The organism is Pseudomonas sp. E141, from assembly GCF_052659885.1.
Genome location: NZ_CP084024.1, coordinates 4,929,675 through 4,953,697, shown reverse-complemented (window position 1 = coordinate 4,953,697; position 24,023 = coordinate 4,929,675). Strand labels below are relative to the sequence as shown.

Here is a 24,023-nt window from a genome sequence, read left to right as displayed (position 1 = left end):
GCCGTGTGGCCAAGGCCCCGCCGGCCGAGCCGAGGCTGATCCTGTTCAACAAACCCTTCGATGTGCTGACGCAATTTTCTGACGATCAAGGGCGGGCGACGCTCAAGGACTTTATCGACGTGCCCGGCATTTATCCCGCCGGGAGGCTGGATCGCGACAGCGAAGGGTTGCTGCTGCTGACCAACGACGGGCAGTTGCAGGCCCGCATCGCCGACCCCCGGCACAAACTGGCCAAGACCTATTGGGTGCAAGTAGAAGGTGAGCCCAGTGCCGAGCAATTGCAGCGTCTGTGCGATGGCGTGGAACTGAACGACGGCATGACCTTGCCCGCACGAGCGCGACAACTGGACGAACCGCAGCTATGGCCGCGCAACCCGCCGGTGCGCTTTCGTAAAAGCGTGCCGACCAGCTGGCTGGAACTGGTGATTCGCGAAGGGCGTAACCGTCAGGTACGGCGCATGACCGCCGCGGTGGGCTTGCCGACATTGCGTCTGGTGCGGGTCAGGATCGGTGACTGGACGCTTGAAGGGCTGGATCAGGGACAGTGGAAGGAAGTGCCGGCGCGTTTATAAGGTGCCGGTCTCGATCAGGCCGATCACCACGCTCTTGATGACGAATGCCGCCACGCCCAGTCCCAGCACGAAAAACAGGATGAACGAGCCGAAACGCCCGGCCTTGGACTTCTTCGCCAGATCCCAGACGATAAAACCCATGAAAATGATCAGGATGCTGACAAGGCCAGTCATCATCCACTCTTCGAAAACCACAGGATCCATCGAAACACTCCGGCGTGGGCGAGGTTGAAAAGGCGGGGCGAGTATACGGCATGGAAAGAGGGCGAAGGATTGGGCTGCGACGGTGTGTCGCAGCTATTCATCGCCTGGGCTGACGCAGCGGTGTTCTCTTCAGTCGTGGTGGACACCGGCCCGCTTGAGCATCTGTTTGCAGCGTTCGGACAAGTGAAACACCCGCAGGTGCTTGCCGGCCTTGCTATAGCGTTCACGCAGGGTCTTGAGCGCCGCGATGGCCGAATAGTCGACAAAGCTCAAGTGACGGCAGTCCAGGGTTACCAGGGACGGATCGTTGGCCGGGTCGAACTGGTTGAGAAACGGCGTGGTCGAGGCGAAGAACAGGGTGCCGTGCAGGCGATAGAGCTTGCTGCCGTCCGCTTCCAGATGCGTATCGGCGTACAGCTCCCGGGCCTGTTGCCAGGCAAAGTTGAGCGCCGCAATGATAATGCCGCACAGCACCGCGGTGGCCAGATCGGTGAACACCGTGATGGTCGTCACCGCGATGATCACCAACACGTCATTGACGGGCACTTTGTTGATCACCCGTAGCGAGGCCCAGGCAAAGGTCTGCTGGGACACCACGAACATCACGCCTACCAGCGCGGCCAACGGGATGCGCTCGATCAACGGCGACAGAAACAACACGAACAGCAGAACCATCACCCCGGCCACCACGCCGGATAACCGGCCGCGCCCGCCCGAACTCAGGTTGATCACGGTCTGGCCGATCATTGCGCAACCGCCCATGCCGCCGAACAGTCCTGAGGCCATGTTGGCCGCGCCCAACGCTACGCACTCGCGGTCCGGGTAGCCGCGGCTCTCGGTGATCTCGTCGGTCAGGTTCAGGGTCAGCAGGGTTTCCAGCAGGCCGACCATCGCCATCACCACCGCATAGGGCGCGATGATCCGCAAGGTATCCAGGTTCCAGGGAATGTCCGGCCAGACAAAAGCCGGCAGGCCGCCGGCGATATGCGCCATATCACCCAGGGTGCGGGTCGGCAGCCCGAAAAAGTACACCGCCAGGCCAACCCCCAGGATTGCCACCAGGGCCGGCGGAACACTGCGGGTCAGGCGTGGCAACAGGTAGACGATGGCCATGGTCAGCGCCACCAGGCCGATCATCAGGTACAACGGGCCGCCGCTGAGCCAGGTCTCGCCGCTCTTGAAGTGTTCCAGTTGCGCCAGGGCGATGATGATCGCCAGGCCGTTGACGAAACCGAGCATCACCGGGTGAGGCACCATGCGCACCAGTTTGCCCAGCCGCAACAGCCCGAACGCCATCATGATCAACCCGCCCAGCAGCACAGTGGCCAGCAGGTATTGCACGCCGTGTTGCACCACCAGCGCGACAATCACCACGGCCATCGATCCCGCCGCGCCAGACACCATGCCTGGCCGCCCGCCGAACAGCGCGGTCAGCGTGCAGATGATGAAAGCGCCGTACAACCCCATCAGCGGGTTGAGATGGGCCACCAGGGCGAACGCGATGCATTCGGGCAGCAAGGCAAAAGACGTGGTGAGGCCGGCGAGGGCGTCGGCGCGAAGACGTGCTGGTTTCATGATTTTCCTGGCTGGGCAGCGCTTGAGAGTCGACTGCCGTGGGCGTGGTGCAAAAACAGGGTGGGGATGGTACGGAATTGAGTGCGGTGCGGCCAGTGGTTGGTCGTCGTGTGGGTGATTGCGGGGCGGCTTCGCAGCCCGGAAGGCGCACGCTTCCTCGCCACGAGAGACGGCCAGGGATGAAAATCCTGCACTGAATTTACATGGCAGGTGGTGGGCGATGTCCGTCAGCGACATTTCTTGTCTGTGTACGAAAATTACTTTCAGTACGTTTGAAGATTGCTCCTCGAAATGATTTATGAGTTTCACAAACACAACGACGTGACCCCATTCGAGGAGTAACGCATGGCCCCTGCATTCGGTTATTGGCTGTTGGTCTACGCGGCCATCGCCATCATTGCGCTGATCGTTTTGATCGCCCGATATCGGCTTAATCCGTTCATTGTCATTACGCTGGTGTCCATTGGCCTGGCGCTGCTGGCCGGGATGCCGCCGTCCAGTGTGGTCGGGGCGTATGAGGCGGGCGTCGGCAAGACCCTGGGGCACATCGCGCTGGTGGTGGCCTTGGGCACGATGCTCGGCAAGATGATGGCCGAGTCCGGCGGGGCCGAGCGCATGGCGCAAACGCTGATCGAGCGCTTCGGCGAGCGCAACGCCCATTGGGCGATGGTGTGCATTGCCTTCCTGGTGGGGCTGCCGTTGTTTTTCGAAGTCGGTTTCGTGCTGCTGGTGCCCATCGCGTTCACCATTGCCCGGCGCGTGGGCGTGTCAATCCTGATGGTGGGGTTGCCGATGGTCGCCGGTCTCTCGGTGGTGCATGCCCTGGTGCCGCCGCACCCGGCGGCGATGCTGGCGGTGCAGGCGTTCCAGGCCTCGGTGGGGCAGACCTTGCTGTACGCGATCCTGATCGGTATTCCTACCGCGATCATTGCCGGCCCTGTGTATGCCAAATTCATCGTGCCGCGCATCCAACTGCCGGACGATAACCCGCTGGAGCGCCAATTCCTCGACCGCGAGCCCCGCGCCAATCTGCCAGGTTTCGGGATAACCCTGGGGACCATTCTGCTGCCGGTGGTGCTGATGTTGATCGGCGGTTGGGCCAACCTGATCTCCGAGCCGGGCAGCGGCTTCAATCAGTTCCTGCTGTTCATCGGCAACTCGGTGATTGCCTTGCTGCTGGCGACCCTTCTCAGCTTCTGGACGCTGGGCCTGGCCCAGGGCTTCAACCGTGAGTCGATCCTCAAGTTCACCAATGAATGCCTGGCGCCAACGGCCAGTATTACGTTGCTGGTGGGCGCTGGCGGTGGTTTGAACCGGATCCTGGTGGACGCCGGAGTCACTCAACAAATCGTCGGCCTGGCCCAGGAATTCCAATTATCACTACTGGTCATGGGCTGGTTGTTCGCCGCCCTGATGCGCGTCGCCACCGGTTCGGCCACGGTGGCGATGACCACGGCCTCCGGTATCGTCGCCCCCGTGGCGATCGGTCTGGGCTATCCCCATCCCGAGCTGCTAGTGCTGGCCACCGGCGCCGGGTCGGTGATCTTTTCCCACGTCAACGACGGCGGCTTCTGGCTGATCAAGGAATACTTCAATATGACCGTCACTCAAACTTTCAAGACCTGGACCGTACTCGAAACGCTGATCTCCCTGGTTGCGTTCGGCCTGACCCTAGGACTTGCGCGCTTGCTTTAATCGCAGCGCTCCAACACAGGTGCCGTCATGGACATCCTTTACCAGATTCGCTCCCGTCAGGATTCCTTCAGCGCCGGCGAAGGAAGAATCGCCCGGCTGATGCTCGACGACGTAGGGTTCGCCGCCTCGGCCAGCCTGGATGAACTGGCCCAGCGGGCCGAAGTCAGCAGTGCCACGCTGTCACGGTTTGCCCGTACCGTTGGCTGCCGCGACCTGCGGGACTTGCGCCTGCAACTGGCCCAGGCCAGTGGCGTCGGCAGCCGGTTTCTCGACCCCGCCGGCGCGCCCGAGCAATCGGCGTTTTATGGGCAGATCGTCGGCGATATCGAGACGACGCTGCGTCAGCACCTGTCGGCATTCGAGGAGTCTCGGTTCAGCGACGCGGTGCGGATGCTCGGCAAGGCGCGGATGATTCACGCGTTCGGGCTCGGCGGTTGGTCGGCGTTGTGCGGCGAGGAGTTGCAGGTACGGCTGGTGCGTTTCGGCTACTCGATTGCCGCCTGCCGGGATCCGGTGATGATGCGCATCACCGCCACCTCATTGAGCCAGGAGCATTTGGTCATCGCCTGTTCACTCACCGGCATCACCCCGGAACTGCTTGGCGCGGTGGAACTGGCGCGCAGTTATGGTGCGCCCATCCTGGCCATCACCCGCGCCGACTCGCCGCTGGCCCGATTGGCCGACGTGGTGCTGCCGCTGCAAGGCGCCGAAACCTCGTTCATTTATAAGCCCACGGCGGCGCGCTACGGCATGCTGCTGGCCATCGATGTACTCGCCACCGAGCTTGCGCTGGCCCACCCCGAAGACAATCAAGAGCGTCTGCGGCGAGTCAAACTCGCCCTGGACGATTACCGCGGTGGCGACGATCACTTGCCGCTGGGAGACTGAGATGCTGTACGACACGCTTATCCGCAACGCACGGGTCATCGATGGCAGCAACACCCCCGGTTACAGCGCCGACGTGGCGATCCGTGCCGGTCGCATCGAGCGCATCGCCGACCTGCGCGATGCCCGGGCAATCGAAGAAATAGACGCCGCCGGCCGGGTGCTGGCTCCAGGGTTCATCGATGTGCACACCCACGACGACACGGTGGTCATTCGCCAACCGCAGATGCTGCCCAAACTCAGCCAGGGCGTGACCACGGTGATTGTCGGCAATTGCGGTATCAGCGCTTCGCCGGTGAGTTTGCGGGGCGAGCCGCCGGACCCGATGAATTTGCTCGGCACCGCCCAAGCGTTCGTCTATCCGCGTTTCGATGATTATCGTTCGGCGGTGGAGGCGGCCACGCCGGCGGTCAACGTGGCGGCGCTGGTGGGGCACACGGCGCTGCGCAGCAACCACATGGATGATTTGTTGCGCACCGCCAGCGTGAGAGAAATCGCCGCCATGCGTCAGCAACTGCGCGAAAGCCTGGAGGCCGGCGCGCTGGGGTTATCCACCGGCCTGGCCTACGCCAACGCATTTTCGGCCTCCACCGATGAAGTCATGCAACTGACCCAAGAGCTGAGCGCATTCGGGGCGGTCTACACCACCCATCTGCGCAGCGAATTCGAACCGGTGCTTGAGGCCATGGACGAAGCGTTCCAGATCGGCCGTCACGCTCGCAGCCCGGTGATCATTTCCCACCTCAAATGTGCGGGTGCCGGGAATTGGGGGCGCAGTCCTCAGGTGCTCGCGGCGCTGGAGAATGCGGCGAAAACCCATCCGGTCGGTTGTGATTGCTACCCCTATGCGGCCAGCTCCTCGACCCTGGATCTCAAGCAGGTGACCGATGCCCATCGCATCACCATCACCTGGTCGACGCCTCATCCGCACATGGGAGGGCGCGATCTGGCTGACATCGCCGCCGAATGGGATGTGCCGCTGCTGGAGGCTGCGCGGCGCCTGCAACCGGCCGGCGCGGTGTACTACGGCATGGACGAAAGCGACGTACGACGAATCCTCGCCCACCCGTTGTCCATGGTCGGCTCCGACGGTTTGCCGGAGGATCCGTTTCCGCATCCGCGCTTGTGGGGGGCTTTCCCGCGGGTGCTGGGGCATTTCAGCCGAGACATCGGGCTGTTTGCGTTGCACACCGCCGTGCACAAAATGACCGGCCTGTCGGCGGCGCGCTTCGGCCTGAAGGACCGTGGGGAAGTTCGGGAAGGGCATTGGGCGGATCTGGTGTTGTTCGATCCTCATACCATCAGGGATGTCGCCGATTTCAACGAGCCGCAACGGGCCGCCGAAGGTATCGATGGGGTTTGGGTCAACGGCGTCTTGAGCTACCGCGAGGGCCGGGCGAACGGGCGCAGGCACGGGCGGTTTCTGGCGCGAGAAGGGGATCTACGCCGTGGATTCAGTTCGTCACCCGGCGCTTGAGAGGTGGAAACACAATGGAATGCCCCTGTGATCTGCTTCTCAGTGGTGGCATTGCGATATTAAAGAAGCCGGCGATATAGCCGAAGCAATGAGTTCAACCCATCTAAACTGGGTCTTTTCAGCCAGGGAGCAACCCATGAGCTTCGGTAAAACCACCCCGATCCTGCGGATCTTCGATGAAACCAAGGCATTGGCGTTCTATGTCGACTTCCTGGGATTTACCGTCGACTGGCAACATCGCTTTGGTGACGATTTTCCGCTGTACCTGCAAGTCTCTCGCGACGGATGCGTGCTGCACCTGTCCGAACACCATGGCGACTGCACCCCGGGCTCGGCACTGCGCATCGAAACGGATGAACTGGAAGCTTTCCAGGCGCAACTGCTGGCCAAGCAATACCCCTTCGCCCGCCCTCAGATTCAGGCCATGCCGTGGGGTAGCCAGGACATGACGGTGGTCGATCCGTTTGGCAATCGGTTGGTGTTTACCAACGGGATTAGTGTGTAACGAGGTTGGATACATTGATGGGCGAGCGGGGGCGTTGGGCTAGATCTGCCGCCACGTGACGAAAGAGCCAAGGTGATGGATCTTTTTGACTGATTGTAATGACATTGCGCAAAGCGCCCATTTCTTCCGGGAAATGGGCGCCCGCCATGATCAAACCCGGAAGTGACTCACCATCATCTGCAACTGATTACCCAAGCGGGCCAGTTCAACACTGGACGCTGCGGTTTCTTCGCTGGCGGCGGCGGTCTGTTCGGACACGTCGCGTACGTTGATGATGCTGCGGCTGATCTCCTCGGCCACGGCGCTTTGCTCTTCGGCAGCGGCAGCGATCTGCTGGTTCATCGACTGGATGTTCGACACCGTGCGGGTGATGTTTTCCAGTGATACACCGGCCTTGCGGGTCAGGGCTACGCTGCTGTCGGTGAGGCTGCGGCTGTTGTTCATCACGGCGGCCACTTGTTGGGTGCCGTTCTGCAGGCCGGCCACCAGGCCTTCGATTTCCTCGGTGGACTTTTGTGTGCGCTGGGCCAGGCCACGGACTTCGTCGGCAACCACCGCGAAGCCACGACCGGCTTCACCGGCGCGCGCCGCTTCGATTGCCGCGTTCAGGGCCAACAGGTTGGTTTGTTCGGCGACGGCCTTGATCACGTCCATGACACTGCCGATCTTGTCGCTTTCCTGTTGCAGCACGGTCATGGCGTCGGTGGAGCGCTCCACTTCACTGGCCAGGCGTTCGATCTGGGCGATGGCTTCGTTGACCACCTGGTCGCCGGCACGGGCTTCACCGTCTGCGGCGGCGGCTGCCTGGGATGCCTCTTCGGCGTTGCGGGCAACTTCCTGAACCGTGGCGGTCATCTCGTGCATGGCGGTCGCCACCTGATCGGTCTCGACTTTCTGGCTGTTGACGCCGGCGCTGGTCTGCTCGGTTACTGCGGACAATTGTTCGGCAGCACTGGCGATCTGGGTCACGCCGTCACGGATGCCGCTGATCAGGTCGCGCAGGGTCACGCCCATGCGTGCGATGCCCTGTTGCAGTACGCCCAGCTCATCGCGACGGGTGACGATGAGGTTGTGCGAGAGGTCGCCACTGGCAATGCGATCGACCACGGCCAGGGTTTCGCGCAGCGGTCGGGTGATCTGGCGAGTGATGATGACCGCCGCGATGATGCCTACCAGCAACGCCAACAACGTGCTGACCAGTTGCAGGGTGCGGGCCTGGGCGCTTTCGGCATCGCGACGGTCGAGCTGGATCTGATACAGCTGTTCGCTCAGGGAGACGATGGTCGTGCCCTGGTCGGTCATTTCCTTGCGAGCCTGCGCCGCCTCGGCAATGGCCAGGGTGAAAGCCTGGACGGAGCTGCGGTATTGAGTCAGGGCAGCTTCGAGCTGACGCAGCTCACCTTGCCGGGTGCTGGCGAAATACGCATTCAGCGGTTGGAGCGAAGCGAGGGCGGCGCCCAGTTGGGCGACGGCCTTGCGTTCGTTTTCGGGGTTGCTGTTGGCGGTGTAGCCGCGCACTTCATAGCGGGCCAACATGAACGCCTGCTTGGCCTCGGTGATGGCCTGGTACTGTTCCAGGCGCTGGTCGCTCGAGAGCATTTGCTGAACGTCAGTATTGATCGTCTCGATCAGCTGGTAAGCGGTCCCGGCGTTGGCAGTCATCGCGTCGCGGGCGGTGTTGGCGCTGCGGTAGGCGTTGCGCATTTTGTTCAGGGACACCTGATAGGCGCTGATCGTCGCGCTCTGCTCCTTGAGCAGCTTGACGTTTTCCGGGCTCTTGAAGCTGCTCAGCAGCGCGTTCTGTTGCGCAACGAAACTATCGAGGGTGGTTTGCACATTCTGTGCGGCGGTCTCGTCGCCATTGGTGAGCATGTATTGCAGGCGCACGACCCGAAGTTTGGTCAAGCCGGCATTGAGCTTGGTGATGTCGCTCATCCAGTTGCTGCGGTCGATCAGCCCTCCCAGGCTGGTCCAACTGGTCAGCGCCAGGACGCAGGTCAGTACCAGCACCAGGCCAAAGCCCAGGCCCAGTTTCATGTTGACGCTAATGTTGCCAAACCAGCTATTCATCATATTCCTCCAGGAACGTTGTGCTGCTTGATCGTCGGTACGCTGGAAGATTGTTGTTTTTGAGCCAGCTAAAACGTGTAACAGGGCTGTATCGGCTGCCGACTCTGGATCTGAAAGGATTTTTTTGGAGTGTCAGGCATTGGCTGGAGAACTTGCTGCGCGCCTCAGGGTTATCCTGAATTCCAGGCAAAAAAAAGCCCGCGGGAGGGCGGGCTAAAACCTTAGTTTCTTGAATGAGCGAGGGGACTTTACCCAATCACGCGAACGCGTGGGGTGAAGAAAAGTTCATGAGAGGCGGGTGGCAATGAGCAGAGAACGAAGCCCTCAACCTGGATCAGATTGAGGGCTTCTCTCAGCGCCTGACAACCTCACCTCAGATCAAACCGATCCAGGTTCATCACCTTGACCCACGCCGCGATGAAGTCGCTAACGAACTGCTCCTGCGCATCTGCGCTGGCATACACTTCGGCCAGGGCCCGTAGTTGGGCGTTGGAGCCGAAGACCAGATCGACACGAGTGCCGGTCCATTTGACCTGACCGGTCTTGCGGTCGCGGGCTTCGAACGTTTGCTGGTCGTCTGAGAGCGGTTTCCATTCCACGCCCATGTCCAGCAGGTTGACGAAGAAGTCGTTGGTCAACGCACCTGGCCGTTGGGTGAAAACCCCATACCGGGTTTGGCCGACATTGGTCTCGAGCACGCGCAGGCCGCCGATCAGTGCGGTCATTTCCGGTGCACTGAGGGTCAGCAGTTGCGCCTTGTCGATCAGCAGTGCCTCGGCGGATACGCGATACCTGCCCTTTAGGTAGTTGCGAAAGCCATCGGCGATGGGTTCAAGAAAGCCGAACGACTCGACGTCGGTCTGCTCCTGGCTGGCGTCCATACGCCCCGGCGAGAAAGGCACCGTCACGCTGAGCCCGGCATTCTTCGCCGCCTGTTCAATGCCGGCGCTGCCAGCCAGCACGATCAGGTCCGCCAGGGAGATTTTTTTACCACCGGACTGGGCACCGTTGAACTCGTCCCGGATTTTTTCGAGAGTCGCCAGCACCTGCGCCAATTGTTCCGGCTGGTTGGCCGGCCAATCTTTCTGCGGGGCCAGACGCAGCCGGCCACCGTTGGCACCGCCGCGCTTGTCGGAGCCACGGAAACTGGACGCGGCCGCCCAGGCGGTGGACACCAGTTGTGAAACCGACAGGCCCGAGGCCAACAGCTTGCCTTTGAGGGACGCGATGTCGCTGTCGTTGACCAGAGCATGGTCCACTGCCGGGATAGGGTCCTGCCAGAGCAGCTCTTCGTTGGGCAGTTCCGGGCCGAGGTAGCGCGAGAGCGGGCCCATATCGCGGTGGATCAGCTTGAACCAGGCCCGGGCGAAGGCGTCGGCCAATTGGTCCGGGTTCTCCAGGAAGCGCCGTGAGATTTTTTCGTAGATCGGGTCGAAGCGCAGCGCCAGGTCAGTGGTCAGCATGGTTGGATTACGCCGCTTGGACGGATCATGGGCGTCCGGAATGATACCCGCGCCAGCACCGTTTTTCGGGGTCCACTGATGGGCACCGGCCGGGCTCTTGGTCAGCTCCCACTCAAACCCGAACAGGTTCTCCAGATAATTGTTGCTCCAGCGGGTAGGTGTGGTGGTCCAGGTCACTTCCAGGCCACTGGTGATGGTGTCGGGGCCTTTGCCGGTGCCGAATGCGTTCTTCCAGCCCAGGCCCTGTTGTTCCAGGCCGGCGGCTTCAGGCTCGGCGCCGACATTGTCCGCAGGCCCTGCGCCGTGGGTCTTGCCAAAGGCATGGCCGCCGGCAATCAGGGCCACGGTTTCTTCATCGTTCATCGCCATGCGGCCAAAGGTTTCGCGGATATCCAGCCCCGCAGCGACCGGGTCCGGTTGACCCTCGGGGCCTTCCGGGTTGACGTAGATCAGCCCCATCTGCACGGCGGCCAGCGGGTTCTCCAGATTGCGCCCCAGATCGGTACGGCTTTCTTCATTGCCCGGCTCGGCCACCAGTTGTCCTTCGCCGGGATCTTGCATCGCGGCTTTATCCGGCTTGCCGTAGCGGGTGTCGCCGCCCAACCATTTGTTTTCGGAACCCCAGTAGACGTCTTCGTCCGGCTCCCAGACGTCGGGACGACCGCCGGAAAAACCGAAGGTCTTGAAGCCCATGGATTCCAGCGCGACGTTGCCGGTGAGCACGATCAGGTCGGCCCAGGATATGTTGCGACCGTACTTCTGCTTGATCGGCCATAACAGCCGGCGCGCCTTGTCGAGGCTGACGTTGTCCGGCCAGCTGTTGAGGGGCGCAAAACGCTGTTGGCCGGAGCCTGCGCCACCGCGCCCGTCGCCGGTGCGGTAAGTGCCGGCGCTGTGCCAGGCCATACGGACAAAGAGCGGGCCGTAGTGCCCGAAGTCCGCCGGCCACCAGTCCTGGGAGTCGGTCATCAACGCATTCAGGTCATTTTTCAGGGCCTGGAAATCCAGGCTTTTGAATGCTTCGGCGTAGTTGAAATCCTCGCCCATGGGGTCGGACAGCGGGGAGTGTTGGTGCAGGATTTTCAGATTCAGCTGGTTGGGCCACCAGTCACGGTTTGTGGTGCCACCACCCGCAGCATGATTGAACGGGCATTTCGATTCGTTTGCCATGAGGAGCTACCTTGGTCGTATTCATCCAGCTATCCAGCCCGCGCGGGCTCTATAGCGACAGGTGAAAATCAATACGTAGATGCAGGGCTCACAGTTCGCTCATTGATCGTTCGGCCTTCCGGCAATCGACGTCGATTGCCCGCATCGTGGCCCACGGCAAGCCCAGTACGTTTCGAACGCTTTCGTATCACTAATCAGGTCTGATCCGGCCAGCTTACGCTGGCGCTGAATCAAGGCTAGTCCTTCTGTGGCAGATCGCTAATAGCCGCAGTATTAATGGTTAATAGGCAGATTCTTTTACCCGGCTTGCCGGTCGAGGCAGATGATAGGGCCAGCGCTTGGTTACGGGAGAGGACCGGACCATGAACGAACGCCCCCGCAGCACGGCCATCCACGAAGCCGGCCACGCCTTGGCTTTTTGGTGGAACGGCCAGCCTATAAAACGCGTCACCGTACGCACCCGGGCTGAAGCCCGCGCGGGACCGATGTTCGACCTGCTCGGTCACCCGCAACACGCCGAAGGGTTAGTGGAGGCCGATTACCTCGTCCTGCGCCCGGCCTTCACCGCCCGGGGAATTGCTGAATATTTGCCATCGATGGTCGACTTTATTGAACGCGACCTGATCCATTGCTTTTCAGGGCCTGTGGCCGAAGCGATCTACCGACATCGCCAATCCGACCGGCTGTTCCGAAGCAGTGGCCGCGCAGACCTCGTCCGGGGGCATGAACTGATCAGCCTGCTGCCCCCACGCCTGTTGCTCGACGCCGAATCCCGAGCCATCGCCCGTAGCAGTTGCCTTGTGCATCGGTACTGGTTTGCCGTCCGCGCGGTGGCGGACCTTTTGCAGGAGCAGGGGGCGATCGAGGGAGAGACCGTCACCGCACTGCTGCACGAGATTACTGGGGAGGCGCCGGTGCGGTTGGGGAATGAGGTGAGGAGCCTTGATTCTTGAGTTGTAGCGGATGATGTAAAAGCTTGGTGATGCCGGGGTTTGTGGGGGAAGCGTTGGCTGTGGCAAGCGGCAACCGAGCGGCTTACCATGCCAAGCAGAGGCCAAAGGAGCGAACTCATGCAAACGCTCAAAGTTGCAATCGCCGGATTCGGCGGCGTCGGACGTGCCACAGCCGACCTGCTCCTGTCCCGACGCGAGCGCTATCGCCAGGTTTACGGCGTGGACGTTAGCCTGGTCGCGGTGTGCGGATCACGTGCAGGCCTGGCTGACGCGAACGGCCTGCACGCGCATCAGTTGAATGCACTGCAGGCGGGTCTTTCAGGGCCGGATTTCGTGATGGCGAGCGGCGCAGACGTTCTTATCGAGGCAGGGCCGAGCGATTTTCGCAGCGGCGAGCCGGGTCTTGCCTACCTTCGTACGGCGCTGTCGGCCGGTCTGGACTGCATCGTTATATCGAAGGGCGCTCTGGTCCACAGCGGGCGACAATTGCGCGAACTCGCGCAGGCCTCGGGGGCGATGCTCAAACTCAGTGGTGCAGCCGCTGCCGCCCTGCCGACACTCGATCTTCTCGACCATAGCCTGGCCGGCTGCAAGGTGCTCGCCCTCGAGGGCATCCTCAACGCCACGACCAACTACCTGCTTGACGCCATGGGCACACAGGGCCTCAGCTTCGATGCGGCGTTGCGTGAAGCGCAGGCAGGAGGGTTCGCCGAAGCTGACCCGCGCAACGACACGGAAGGCTGGGATACCGCGTGCAAGCTCCTGCTACTGGCCAACTTCGGTCTTGGTGCCGATCTGACGATGGACGACCTGGTGGTCGAAGGTATTCAGTCGGTCACGGCAGAGCGCATCGAGGCGTGGCGCGAGAGGGGGCTCGTTCCCAAGCTGATCGCCAGCCTCACCTGCGCAGACGGTGTTATCCGCGCCAGCGTCGGCATCAAGGCCTATCCGCTGTCCGACCCGTTCGCCCACGTCAGCGCAAAGAGCAAAGCGATCCGTATCAGCAGCGACGCAATGGGCGAGACGCTGGCAATCGGCTGTGGCGCTGAGCCGATCGCCACCGCAGCGGCCGCGCTGAAGGACCTCGAACACATCCTCATGGCCAGGACTGCTCGGTACTCATCTCTTTCACAACCCCCATCCTGACCCTGCGTACCTTGGCACTTTGCCGCAATCAGGCCTTCTCTCATGAGGCCAAACGTACTCGGTCTGCAGTTTCATCCCCAAGTCCGTGGCGCACGATTCGAGCACTGGTTGCTGGGGCATGCGAGTGAGCTGGCCACGTCAGGCATGGACCCTGTCAAGAAGGGCCCGTAGAAACCAACGGCCCTAAAGCCACACATTCACCGCATAAATGTTCCAGAACCGTAAGCCTGTCCAATTCGCAGACAGCCGCTCTGGAGATAGTACCCATGGCTTTCAGCAAGATTGAGGGACTGAGGGCCTACTAAAAATTGGCCTATCTACGACATCGCCATGACTGCAGCACTGCGTTTACGCCATGGCGATCATCAGCATTCACGCGCGAACACACCAGGTGATTGAAATGACCAATCCAAAACTCGAAGTGCTGACACCAAGCAATTGCCAAGTGATCTTCATCGATCAACAGCCGCAAATGGCATTTGGGGTACAAAGCATTGATCGGCAGACATTGAAGAACAACACCGTGGGCCTGGCCAAGGCCGCGAAGATTTTCTCTATTCCAACCATCATCACCACGGTCGAAACAGAAAGCTTTTCGGGTCATACCTATCCGGAATTACTGGCCGTTTTTCCTGAGGCACCGATCCTTGAGCGTACCTCGATGAACTCCTGGGACGACCAGAAAGTACGCGATGCGCTGAAAAAGAATGGCCGTAACAAGGTGATCGTCTCTGGCTTGTGGACCGAAGTCTGCAATACGACTTTCGCACTGTCCGCGATGCATGATGCCGGCTATGAAATTTATATGGTGGCCGACGCCTCTGGCGGTACCAGCCAAGCTGCGCACGATTACTCCATGCAACGCATGATTCAGGCTGGAGTTGTCCCAGTGACCTGGCAGCAAGTTCTGCTGGAGTGGCAGCGTGACTGGAAGAACCGCGATACCTACGACGCCGTTATGGCATTGGTCAAAGAGCACTCTGGCGCATATGGCATGGGCGTCGACTACGCCTACACCATGGTGCACAAGGCTCCTGAGCGGGTAACACACGGGCCGACGCTGGAGCCTGTTGCGGCGAAGATCTGACCTCTGTCGGGTCGGCACGATAGGTCGACCCGACTTCAAATCAGTTCGGGTCTACCCGCCGTAACGGAGCTGGCTGGATTCGAGTGATCGCCAGGCGCCTGGCTCAACCCACAACGCCACGAGGAAGGATCATGAGTGAAGATCTGTCAGACAAAGGCCGTCGCCGGTTTCTCGCTACCAGCTCCGTTCTCGGAGCAGCGGGAGCACTCTGGTCTGCCCTGCCTTTTGCCGGCTCCGCCGGCAGCTCTTTCGCCAACCCTGCGGGAGGTTCCATGGAAGCCGATCTGATTCTTTACAACGGTCGTCTGCACACCGTGGATCGTGAAAAGCCGCAAGCGACAGCTGTGGCCATTAAGGACGGAAAGTTCATTGCCGTGGGCAGCGACGCAGAGGCCATGGCGGTCCGCGGTGATGCGACCCAGGTTGTCGACTTGCAAAAACGTACGGTGATCCCAGGTCTCAATGACTCGCACCTGCACCTGATCCGTGGTGGCCTGAATTACAACCTGGAACTGCGCTGGGAGGGTGTTCCATCTCTCGCTGACGCGTTGCGGATGCTCAAGGATCAGGCTGATCGCACGCCTGCGCCGCAGTGGGTTCGGGTCGTGGGGGGCTGGAATGAATTCCAGTTCGCCGAGCGCCGTCTGCCTACTCTGGACGAATTGAACAAGGCCGCACCAGATACGCCGGTATTCGTTCTGCACCTTTATGACCGCGCCCTCCTGAATCGGGCGGCACTGCGCGTTGTCGGCTATACCCGCGACACGCCTAATCCGCCGGGCGGAGAGATTGTCCGCGACAGCAATGGCGAACCCACCGGCATGCTGGTAGCCAAACCCAACGCGATGATTCTCTATTCGACCCTGGCCAAGGGGCCAAAACTGCCGCTGGAATACCAGGTCAACTCGACACGCCAGTTTATGCGCGAACTCAACCGCCTTGGCGTGACCAGTGCCATCGATGCTGGTGGTGGTTTTCAGAACTATCCGGACGACTATGAAGTGGTCCGCGAGCTGGCCAAGCACAACCAGTTGAGCGTGCGCATCGCCTACAACCTGTTCACCCAGAAACCCAAGGAAGAGCTGGCCGACTTCAAGAACTGGAGCGCCATGGTCAAGCCTGGCGATGGCGATAACTTCTTCCGGCACAACGGTGCCGGCGAAATGCTGGTGTTCTCTGCCGCAGACTTCGAAGACTTCCTTGAGCCTCGGCCAGACCTTGCGCCGACTATGGAGCAGGACCTGGAACCCGTGGTCCGTCACTTGGTCGAGCAGCGCTGGCCGTTCCGGCTGCACGCGACCTACGACGAATCCATTTCGCGAATGCTCGATGTGTTCGAGCGAGTCAATCGCGACATTCCGTTCAATGGCCTGCCATGGTTCTTTGATCACGCTGAAACCATCAGTCCGAAGAACATCGAGCGGGTACGCGCCCTTGGCGGTGGCATTGCCATTCAGGACCGCATGGCCTTCCAAGGCGAGTATTTCGTCGACCGCTACGGCAGCAAGGCCGCTGAACAGACCCCGCCAATTCAACGCATGCTGGCCGAAGGCGTACCAGTTGGTGCAGGGACTGATGCAACTCGCGTCTCCAGCTACAATCCCTGGACCTCGCTTTATTGGCTGGTCAGCGGCCGAACGGTTGGAGGGCTGGAGCTGTACCCCAACGGTCTTTCGCGTGACACCGCCCTGCAGCTCTTTACCCATGGCAGTGCCTGGTTTTCGTCAGAGCAAGGCAAGAAGGGCCAGATCAAGGTCGGGCAACTGGCCGACCTCACGGCCCTGTCGGCGGACTTCTTCAGTGTCGAGGAAGAGGCGATCAAGTGGATCGAGTCGGTGCTGACCGTCGTCGACGGCAAAGTGGTCTACGGCGCCGCGGAATTCGACCAGCTGTCGCCGCCGAGCCTGCCGGTCATGCCGGACTGGTCACCGGTTGCCAAGGTACCCGGCCACTGGCGTCCCGCTTCACCGCTGCTGACTCAAGTGCATCAATGCTCAGGCCCTTGCGCGGTGCATGCGCATAGCCATGACAAGGTGCGTCGGTCATCCGTACCCGTCAGTAACTACCAAGGTTTCTGGGGTGCCTTCGGCTGCTCCTGTTTCGCTTTCTGAACATGGACACGACTATCGAAAAGCGCTCCCCCTGGAGCGCGCTGCGCCATAGCACTTTCCGCTGGCTATGGCTGGCCAGCATTGCCTCCAACATCGGCACTTGGATGCACGAAGTAGGGGCCGGCTGGTTGATGACGACGCTTTCAGCCAGCCCCATGCACGTTGCCTTGGTGCAGGTTGCAGGCTCCGCGCCGATGTTCTTTCTTGCTCTTCCAGCGGGAGCCATGGCCGACATCGTCGACAAGCGTCGCTACCTGCTTATGGTGCAAGTGTGGATGGCCGCGGTGGCGATGCTCCTGGCTCTGCTCACGCTAAACGGCATGATGACCGTCGCGCTGCTGCTCCTCCTGACCCTGAGCATGGGCGTGGGGACTGCACTGATGATGCCGGCCTGGTCAGCTTTGACGCCCGAACTGGTCGACAAGCGCGACCTCGGTTCGGCCATCGCCCTGTCCAGCCTTGGCATCAACGTCGCCCGGGCCATCGGACCGGCGATTGCCGGGGTACTGGTCAGCCTCACCGGCCCCTGGGCCACCTTCGCGCTGAACGCCGTATCGTTCCTCGCGGTGATGGCGGTGCTGTATACCTGGAAGCGCGAGCAGACACCTGCGTTGTTCCCGGCGGAACGGCTGCTCGGTGCCATGCGTGCAGGCTGGCGCTACAGCCGCAGCTCCCAGCCGTTGCAAGCGGTGCTGGTGCGGTCGGCGGCGTTCTTCGTCGGTGCCAGTGCCGGCATGTCGCTGCTGCCGCTGATCGTACGCGCTGAACTGAACGGCAGCGCCAGCGATTTCGGTCTGCTGCTCGGCAGTGTCGGCGTCGGTGCAGTGCTCGGCGCTACTTTACTGCCGCGCATCCGTGATGCGGTGAACCCCGATCACCTGGTGGCCGGCTCCAGCCTGCTCTACGCCCTGGTGCTTGCCGCGCTGGCCGGGGTGCGCAACCTCTACTGGCTGATACCGGTGATGATGATCAGTGGCGCGGCCTGGATCGCCGTGTTGTCGAGCCTGCAAATGGCAGCACAGACTTCCGTACCCAACTGGGTGCGGGCGCGGGCACTGTCGGTATACATCCTGGTGTTCTTCGGCAGCATGGCGGCCGGCGGCGCGCTGTGGGGCTTCGTCGCCAGCCACCTGTCGATCAGCCTCACCCTGCTGATCGCAGGCGGGGTTCTGCTGGTGGGCATCGTACTGACCCTACACTTCCATTTGCCGGTCACCGAGACCGAAGACCTGGCCCCGTCCCTGCACTGGCCTGCACCGATCCTTGCCGATGACCAGGACCAGGAACGCGGTCCAGTGATGGTCACTCTTGAATACCAAGTCGATCCGTCGCAGGCAGAACAGTTTCGCTTTGCCATGCAGGATGTACGCAGCATGCGAATGCGCAATGGCGCCTTTTCCTGGGGGCTGGTCCAGGACAGTGAGCATCCGCAACGTTGGCTGGAGTTTTTCTTTGATGAGTCCTGGCTTGAACATCTGCGCCACCACGGCCGGGTAACCCGTGCCGAACAACGCATCGAGGCTGCGGCTCGCCAGTTCCAAGCGGTCGGGGTCGCCATACGCATTCATCACTACCTGGCCCCCGCTAAGTCCCACACCTGAGCGCATTCACAAAGGAGTCAACGCATGAGCCGCAATGACATGCGCAAGGTGGGTCTCAATCTGCTGATTCTTATTGAGGCGTTGATGCACGAGCGCAATCTCACTCGCGCCTCGGAAAAACGCTTCTTATGGGATCAGGGATGAATACAACCGTGCTATTCATACATGGCGAATGGCTGTCTGCCGCCGCCTGGGATAATTTCTCCAGTCGCTATCGGGCATGCGGCTACACCTGTATTGCGCCACCTTGGCCCTTATCGGAGGGGCCGCCAGAAAGGCTGCGCAACGCGCCACATACCGACTTCCCAAGGCTTGGGATCAGACAAATTACTGAGCACTATGCAGCGCTGATTCGGCGCATGCCTCAGCCGCCCTTGCTAATTGGCCACTCGCTGGGCGGTCTGCTCGTTCAGATGCTGTTGGATCGTGGTCTTGGCTGTGCCGGCATTGCGATTGCATCGATACCCCCTCGCGGGGTAATACCGCGCTTGAGCGTTCTCTCCAGGGCGATACCCATGCGCATGGCTTGGGGCAGTTGGAAGCGAGTCATGTATTTTCCGCTACGAGAATTTACCCAACAATTTACCCAGGCTATGGCGATCCAGGATATTTCGCTGCTATATGCAAACCATATCGTGCCAGCACCGGGGCGGATTTTCTTTGAAGCGGCTTTCGGTATTGGCACCTATGTCGATTTTGCCAATGACCGCAGAGCACCGCTGCTGTTGATCGCCGCCGAGAACGATCACAGCGTACGGCCATGCGTGGTGACGTCGAACTATCGGCACTACAACCGCTCTGCGGCCAGCACCTCGCTCAAGTGCTTTGCCGGGTACAGCCATTGGCTCATCACCGAACCAGGTTGGGAGCAAGTAGCTGACTACACAATTGAATGGGCGCAAACTCAGCTGGGTCGTTTTTGATTTTTTTCAGGTTCGCGCGGTGATTAGCGTATTGGGATCTTACCCAACCAAACAGCAGTTGCTCACCCCAGGAAATCGCTGGCGCACATGCACGGCGTTGGCAATCCATATGCTGTTGGTTTGCCTGCCATGGTTCAGTACGACGGCAACGGCCTCCGACTACTTACTGGACACGCTGGAGCACCACCGTTGGACCGTCGCTGATGAGGGACCTAGCCAGGTAGGGGCTTTGGCCCAGACCCGAGACGGTTATCTCTGGCTCGGAACCAACGATTCGCTCTATCGCTTTGATGGTCTGGACTTCGCGCGCTATACCCCGCCAGACGGTAACCCGCTTGGCATCATTTCCGTACTCAAGGCGGAGGATGAGGGCTTGTGGGCCGGTCTCCGTACTGGGGGCATAAGCCTGATAACCGACACGGGCATAACCACTTACCCAGTCAGCGCTGGGTTGCCTGGCGGAGTGGTCTATAGCATCGCCAAGGATCACAGTGGCGCAGTCTGGATCGCCGCAAATGATGGTTTGGCACGGTTTGACGGTAACGCCTGGCAACGTATCGGTACCGACTGGAACTTTCCGGGACGACATGCTCGCGCGGTACTCGTCGACCGCGATGGGACGCTATGGGCAGCCAATGAAGATCGCCTGTTCTACCTGCCGTCGGGTGCCCGAGCGTTTGTCGATGCAGGCATTGCGGTGGGTTGGGTGAGTCAAATGGCTCAGGCTCCAGATGGGGCCATCTGGATGGCCGAACGATATGGCGGTTCGCTGCGCCGAATCGTGCCAAGCGAAGGCGATGCGGCGACCCAGGTGACCGTAATCGACGGGGCTAATGGTTTGTTATTCGACAGCGCCGGGGCGATATGGGTGGGTACCAGCGGTAAGGGCGTTCGCTATGTGCCAGCCTCTGCCAGCCTCAACGCGCTATCGATAACTGACGCCCTCAATCACCAAGAAGCGTTTATGGCCAAGGATGGCTTGAGTGCAGATAACGTTCTCCCAATACTCGAAGATGTCGACGGCAATATCTGGGTGGGCACTAGCGCCGGGCTAGACCGTTTTCGGCCAAGTGCTATGGTCTCGGCCGCATTTCCACACAACGCCCAGAATTTCGCATTGGTTGCCGGTGCGGCAGGCAGTGTCTGGGCAGGTACCAGCAACCTACCTGCAATGCGCCTGAGCAGTACGGGGTTGACCACTCTGGATATACCGGCACCGATTACTAATGCCTTCGGTGATGCTAACGGTGATATCTGGATGGCTGGCAGCAACGGTATCTGGCGTGCGCAAGGAGACAAAATCGAGCGAGTTGCCCCATTGCCAACCCAGGACGCGCTTGACTCAGCCGTACGCGCGATGACTCTCGATCGGGCGGGTGACCTGTGGGTTTCGATCAACCGCAAAGGGTTGTTCGTTCTTCGAGACGGACGTTGGTCAATCGTTGCCCCGCCTAATGCTGATCCAAGCCAGTTAATGCCTGTCAGCGCTACCACTGATCCTCTTGGCAGGCTCTGGTTCGGCTACCGCAATAACCTGATTGTTACTCACGACGGCAAGGTACAACGACACTGGGGGGCGGACGAAGGCTTAAAGGTTGGTCATGTCACCGCGATGCTACATCAGGGCCATCTCACCTGGGTTGGTGGCCAGCGTGGAGTGGCCTTCTTCGATGGTGAGCGCTTCCACAGCCTTCACCTACCGGACAATGGACTGTTCGACAATATCTACGCGATTCTAGCCGTACCTCCCAGAGAACCTGAAGGCGACGGTAGCTATGATCTCTGGCTCCACGGCAAAGCCGGGGTCTATCAGTTGACCGCTCGTGAATTAAAGCGCGCCATCGCTGACCCGCTATATCAAATAAGTTACCGCAGCTATGAGGTGATTGGTGGCCTGGCCAACGACCCCCACCAAGTACTCCCATTACCCACCGCAGTGCGTAGTACGGATGGACGTCTATGGTTTAGCACCAGTAAGGGCGTGACCTGGATCGATCCAACTCGCTACGTGCAGAGTAAAGCCGCCCCCAAGGTAGTTATCCAATCATTCAATGTCGATGGTAAGGAACCCCCACCCAGTGAGTTGTCACGGCTGGGAGCAGAGCCAAGAAGCATCGAAATCTCTTACACAGCGCTCAGCCTCTCAGGTATGCAAGGCTTGCACTTTCGCTATTTGTTGGAGGGGTTCGACACAGACTGGCAGCAGGCGGGTTCAAAACGTAGCGCCATCTACACGGGGCTCGGCCCCGGAGATTACAGGTTCCGCGTATTAGCCTCCAATCAGGATGGGCTACTGAGCACCGAAGAGGCCGTGCTGAGCTTCAGTATTCGACCCGTTTTCTACCACACCCCACTGTTTATCGTATTGAGCGGTCTAGCAGTGGTAAGCGTTTTGTGGATGCTGCATCGCTTCAATATTCGCCGTTCGGCCCAGAATCTGCGGGACCGCCTCGAGGAGCGACACGCCGAGCGCGAGCGAATCGCCCGTGAACTGCATGACACCCTACTTCAGGGTGTGCAGGGCCTTATGTTGAGTTTCCAAGCCGCCACTGAGCAAATCCCCAGTACTCATCCGGCTCGAGGCAGAATGGAGAGAGCGCTAGACCGTGCAGATCAGGTTTTGGTGGAGGCACGAGAGCGGGTGAATAATCTGCGTGATCTGAACGAGCCTGCTCTGAACCTGATCGATGCATTTGCCGCTGTCACGAGTGAGCTGCAGCTAGAAGGCAGTACGCGCTTTACCCTGAGCAGCCACGGCACGCCACTGCCGCTGCACCCTATAGTCGGTGAAGAAAGCTACCGGATAGGCTGTGAAGCGATCATGAACGCCTTTCGACATGCCAATGCGCAGAACGTGGAAATCCAGATCGTTTACACCAAACACGCATTTCAGCTGAGCGTTGGCGATAATGGTAGCGGCATCAACCCACAGTATCTGCCGCCCAATATCCGCCCCAATCACTGGGGCTTACACGGCATGCTGGAGCGGGCCGAAAAAATCGGCGGACGGCTGTCTATTCAAAGAGGAGCCCACAGCGGCACTGAAATTCAACTGACTGTACCCGCGGCAACGGCCTATCGACGTATCCCGCGACGACTTAGCCAGTGGCTACGTGTATTGACCCAATTGAGGCCCTGAGTGTGCACCCAGAGAATGAACAGATACGCGTGCTGGTCGTCGATGACCACCCTCTGCTGCGCGAGGGTATAGCCGCCGTCCTTGAAGCCCAATCAGACATAGCGCTGGTCGGCTAGGCGACCAATGGGCACGAAGCGCTTCAGCTATTTCGCTTGCTGCGCCCGGACGTCACCCTGATGGATCTACAAATGCCCGAGATGGATGGCATCGAGGCGATTCATGCCATTCGCGCCGAGTTTCCTTGCGCACGCATTGCCATTCTGACCACCTATCGGGGTGATGTACGGGCCTTACATGCAATCAAGGCGGGAGCTATCGGCTACTTATTGAAAAGTAGTCTACGCAAGGAGTTGCTGGATGCCATCCGCTCTATTGCTGCAGGCAACAACCATTTCCCGGCAGAGATAGCTGTTGAACTGGCTGATCACCTAAGCCACGACTGCCTGACCGCTCGTGAAATCCAGGTTCTGCAATGTGTGGCTATGGGCAAACCCAACAAGCAAATCGCCGCGGAACTCATGATCACGGAAGACACTATCAAGGGGCATTTAAGAAATATCATGGACAAGTTGGGTGCCAGCAATCGCACCCATGCGGTCACTCTCGGCATTCAGCGCGGCATCATCACTGTGTAATACCCCACTTTTGAGGGGGGCGCGCGCCCCCCATTGTTGTCTTATGTGCGTTCAGTGCACGGCGTAGCATGGCGCCATGGACATAAAGATCCACAGTGGAGCACCGCCATGCGTGCCACCTTGCATGCCGTTACCCCGGCAACTGCAGTAGACAGCCAGACTCAGCGCTGTATTTCCGACGAGGCTTATGACGGCGTCATGCAATTGCTTAGAGATGCTCAAGCGCACCTGAGCATTGACCGTGACTCAGCCTGCCTATGCCTGACCCGCGCCCTGGTCATGTTGCAAAAGAGCGATAGTCAGTTAAAAAGCCGTCATGGCTGCCTATCCAGTTGGCAAACTAAACGGGTGGTTGACTACATCGACGCTAACCTCGACTCATCAATACGCACAAATCAGTTGGCTGCTGTTCTCAGCCTGAGTGTCAGTTACTTCTCGCATGCTTTCAAAAATACCTTTGGTGTAACGCCGCTGGTTTACGTCGCACGTCGTCGCATCGAATCTGCGCGTCAGATCATGCTCACGACCGACTCCTCGCTGACCGACATCGCCCACAGCCACGGATTCTGTGACCAATCCCATTTCATCCGTACCTTCCGCCGCCAGATCGGGGTTACACCTCAGGCCTGGCGACGTTTGTGCGATGCCGGGTTATACGAGGAACAGACCAGTTCCACCCCCAGAGCACTGGCCATTGTCAGGGCCTCAGCGTGCAACGCATAGCGCAGGGCTATCGCCCCCGGATATCGAAGCTCAGGGGCTTGCCGCCAGCGCTCATCCAAATTGCGGAGTTCGAAACAATGAGCCTAGAG

At 60.2% G+C, this 24,023-nt stretch carries 18 protein-coding genes and 2 pseudogenes; 15 read left to right on the top strand and 5 right to left on the bottom strand.

What is annotated here, in order from left to right; genetic code table 11:
• The first annotated feature begins 5 nt into the window (after positions 1-5).
• A complete protein-coding gene (locus GKKCFE_RS22140; protein ID WP_445578062.1) occupies positions 6-572 on the top strand; it encodes a pseudouridine synthase in 567 nt (188 codons plus the stop codon).
• Here the strand turns inward: GKKCFE_RS22140 and GKKCFE_RS22135 are convergent.
• Positions 567-776, bottom strand: a complete 210-nt coding sequence (locus GKKCFE_RS22135) for a DUF2788 domain-containing protein (protein WP_047230243.1) — start codon at positions 774-776, stop codon at positions 567-569. The genes GKKCFE_RS22140 and GKKCFE_RS22135 overlap by 6 nt on opposite strands.
• Positions 777-905: 129 nt before the next feature.
• The gene (locus GKKCFE_RS22130) at positions 906-2,351 is read right to left on the bottom strand and encodes a SulP family inorganic anion transporter (protein ID WP_445577090.1); all 1,446 of its coding nucleotides are present in this window, start codon (positions 2,349-2,351) and stop codon (positions 906-908) included.
• A 345-nt stretch (positions 2,352-2,696) separates the two neighbouring features.
• Between GKKCFE_RS22130 and GKKCFE_RS22125 the strand changes: the two genes are divergently transcribed.
• From GKKCFE_RS22125 to GKKCFE_RS22110, 4 genes are all read left to right on the top strand, one after another.
• Positions 2,697-4,046 (top strand): GntT/GntP/DsdX family permease, encoded by a 1,350-nt coding sequence (locus tag GKKCFE_RS22125; protein ID WP_445577089.1) that lies wholly within the window; start codon positions 2,697-2,699, stop codon positions 4,044-4,046.
• A gap of 27 nt (positions 4,047-4,073) precedes the next feature.
• Positions 4,074-4,934 carry a MurR/RpiR family transcriptional regulator gene (locus GKKCFE_RS22120; RefSeq protein ID WP_047230240.1) on the top strand — a complete coding sequence of 287 codons (861 nt, stop codon included), beginning with the start codon at positions 4,074-4,076 and terminating at the stop codon, positions 4,932-4,934.
• Between the two features lies 1 nt (position 4,935).
• Positions 4,936-6,408 (top strand): N-acyl-D-amino-acid deacylase family protein, encoded by a 1,473-nt coding sequence (locus tag GKKCFE_RS22115; protein WP_445577088.1) that lies wholly within the window; start codon positions 4,936-4,938, stop codon positions 6,406-6,408.
• Between the two features lie 136 nt (positions 6,409-6,544).
• Positions 6,545-6,913, top strand: a complete 369-nt coding sequence (locus GKKCFE_RS22110; RefSeq protein ID WP_047230238.1) for a glyoxalase superfamily protein — start codon at positions 6,545-6,547, stop codon at positions 6,911-6,913.
• A gap of 150 nt (positions 6,914-7,063) precedes the next feature.
• Here GKKCFE_RS22110 and GKKCFE_RS22105 read toward each other — a convergent pair whose 3' ends face one another.
• From GKKCFE_RS22105 to katG, 3 genes and pseudogenes are all read right to left on the bottom strand, one after another.
• On the bottom strand, positions 7,064-7,768 hold the full coding sequence (locus tag GKKCFE_RS22105; RefSeq protein WP_371264159.1) for a methyl-accepting chemotaxis protein: 705 nt from the start codon (positions 7,766-7,768) through the stop codon (positions 7,064-7,066).
• A gap of 201 nt (positions 7,769-7,969) precedes the next feature.
• A pseudogene (locus GKKCFE_RS22100) lies at positions 7,970-8,848 on the bottom strand (methyl-accepting chemotaxis protein); the annotation flags it as partial.
• A 503-nt stretch (positions 8,849-9,351) separates the two neighbouring features.
• Positions 9,352-11,616 carry a catalase/peroxidase HPI gene (gene katG, locus GKKCFE_RS22095; protein ID WP_445577087.1) on the bottom strand — a complete coding sequence of 755 codons (2,265 nt, stop codon included), beginning with the start codon at positions 11,614-11,616 and terminating at the stop codon, positions 9,352-9,354.
• 362 nt (positions 11,617-11,978) lie between these two features.
• On the opposite strand from katG, the gene GKKCFE_RS22090 reads away from it, so the two are divergent.
• The 10 genes and pseudogenes from GKKCFE_RS22090 to GKKCFE_RS22045 all read left to right on the top strand — a co-directional run bounded on the left by GKKCFE_RS22090 (position 11,979) and on the right by GKKCFE_RS22045 (position 23,934).
• A complete protein-coding gene (locus tag GKKCFE_RS22090; RefSeq protein ID WP_047230235.1) occupies positions 11,979-12,569 on the top strand; it encodes a hypothetical protein in 591 nt (196 codons plus the stop codon).
• A gap of 117 nt (positions 12,570-12,686) precedes the next feature.
• Positions 12,687-13,715: a homoserine dehydrogenase gene (locus GKKCFE_RS22085; protein ID WP_445577086.1), complete on the top strand. Its 1,029-nt coding sequence runs from the start codon at positions 12,687-12,689 to the stop codon at positions 13,713-13,715.
• 400 nt (positions 13,716-14,115) lie between these two features.
• Positions 14,116-14,802, top strand: a complete 687-nt coding sequence (locus GKKCFE_RS22080; protein ID WP_047230248.1) for a hydrolase — start codon at positions 14,116-14,118, stop codon at positions 14,800-14,802.
• Positions 14,803-15,074: 272 nt separating this feature from the next.
• Entirely contained in the window at positions 15,075-16,913 is a 1,839-nt protein-coding gene (locus GKKCFE_RS22075) for an amidohydrolase (protein ID WP_322834686.1), read from the top strand.
• A gap of 2 nt (positions 16,914-16,915) precedes the next feature.
• Positions 16,916-18,514 carry an MFS transporter gene (locus GKKCFE_RS22070; RefSeq protein WP_445577085.1) on the top strand — a complete coding sequence of 533 codons (1,599 nt, stop codon included), beginning with the start codon at positions 16,916-16,918 and terminating at the stop codon, positions 18,512-18,514.
• A gap of 24 nt (positions 18,515-18,538) precedes the next feature.
• Positions 18,539-18,643 (top strand): annotated as a pseudogene (locus GKKCFE_RS22065) (LysR family transcriptional regulator); the annotation flags it as partial.
• 11 nt (positions 18,644-18,654) lie between these two features.
• Complete coding sequence (locus GKKCFE_RS22060) at positions 18,655-19,437, top strand: alpha/beta hydrolase (RefSeq protein WP_445577084.1); 783 nt, start codon at positions 18,655-18,657, stop codon at positions 19,435-19,437.
• Positions 19,403-22,576 carry a two-component regulator propeller domain-containing protein gene (locus GKKCFE_RS22055; RefSeq protein ID WP_445577083.1) on the top strand — a complete coding sequence of 1,058 codons (3,174 nt, stop codon included), beginning with the start codon at positions 19,403-19,405 and terminating at the stop codon, positions 22,574-22,576. Before GKKCFE_RS22060 ends, GKKCFE_RS22055 begins: the two co-directional genes overlap by 35 nt.
• A 176-nt stretch (positions 22,577-22,752) precedes the next feature.
• Positions 22,753-23,211: a response regulator transcription factor gene (locus tag GKKCFE_RS22050; protein ID WP_445577082.1), complete on the top strand. Its 459-nt coding sequence runs from the start codon at positions 22,753-22,755 to the stop codon at positions 23,209-23,211.
• Positions 23,212-23,319: 108 nt separating this feature from the next.
• The gene (locus tag GKKCFE_RS22045; RefSeq protein WP_445577081.1) at positions 23,320-23,934 is read left to right on the top strand and encodes a helix-turn-helix transcriptional regulator; all 615 of its coding nucleotides are present in this window, start codon (positions 23,320-23,322) and stop codon (positions 23,932-23,934) included.
• Positions 23,935-24,023: the final 89 nt, after the last annotated feature.

Bases quoted from the DNA above. Each gene is read 5' to 3' on its own strand.
- GKKCFE_RS22060 (WP_445577084.1), top strand. From the start codon at position 18,655: ATGAATACAACCGTGCTATTCATACATGGCGAATGGCTGTCTGCCGCC.
- GKKCFE_RS22110 (WP_047230238.1), top strand. From the start codon at position 6,545: ATGAGCTTCGGTAAAACCACCCCGATCCTGCGGATCTTCGATGAAACC.
- GKKCFE_RS22090 (WP_047230235.1), top strand. From the start codon at position 11,979: ATGAACGAACGCCCCCGCAGCACGGCCATCCACGAAGCCGGCCACGCC.
- GKKCFE_RS22115 (WP_445577088.1), top strand. From the start codon at position 4,936: ATGCTGTACGACACGCTTATCCGCAACGCACGGGTCATCGATGGCAGC.
- katG (WP_445577087.1), bottom strand. From the start codon at position 11,616: ATGGCAAACGAATCGAAATGCCCGTTCAATCATGCTGCGGGTGGTGGC.
- GKKCFE_RS22050 (WP_445577082.1), top strand. From the start codon at position 22,753: ATGGATCTACAAATGCCCGAGATGGATGGCATCGAGGCGATTCATGCC.
- GKKCFE_RS22105 (WP_371264159.1), bottom strand. From the start codon at position 7,768: ATGACCGCCACGGTTCAGGAAGTTGCCCGCAACGCCGAAGAGGCATCC.
- GKKCFE_RS22120 (WP_047230240.1), top strand. From the start codon at position 4,074: ATGGACATCCTTTACCAGATTCGCTCCCGTCAGGATTCCTTCAGCGCC.
- GKKCFE_RS22070 (WP_445577085.1), top strand. From the start codon at position 16,916: ATGGACACGACTATCGAAAAGCGCTCCCCCTGGAGCGCGCTGCGCCAT.
- GKKCFE_RS22085 (WP_445577086.1), top strand. From the start codon at position 12,687: ATGCAAACGCTCAAAGTTGCAATCGCCGGATTCGGCGGCGTCGGACGT.
- GKKCFE_RS22130 (WP_445577090.1), bottom strand. From the start codon at position 2,351: ATGAAACCAGCACGTCTTCGCGCCGACGCCCTCGCCGGCCTCACCACG.
- GKKCFE_RS22075 (WP_322834686.1), top strand. From the start codon at position 15,075: ATGGAAGCCGATCTGATTCTTTACAACGGTCGTCTGCACACCGTGGAT.
- GKKCFE_RS22135 (WP_047230243.1), bottom strand. From the start codon at position 776: ATGGATCCTGTGGTTTTCGAAGAGTGGATGATGACTGGCCTTGTCAGC.
- GKKCFE_RS22080 (WP_047230248.1), top strand. From the start codon at position 14,116: ATGACCAATCCAAAACTCGAAGTGCTGACACCAAGCAATTGCCAAGTG.
- GKKCFE_RS22045 (WP_445577081.1), top strand. From the start codon at position 23,320: ATGCGTGCCACCTTGCATGCCGTTACCCCGGCAACTGCAGTAGACAGC.
- GKKCFE_RS22125 (WP_445577089.1), top strand. From the start codon at position 2,697: ATGGCCCCTGCATTCGGTTATTGGCTGTTGGTCTACGCGGCCATCGCC.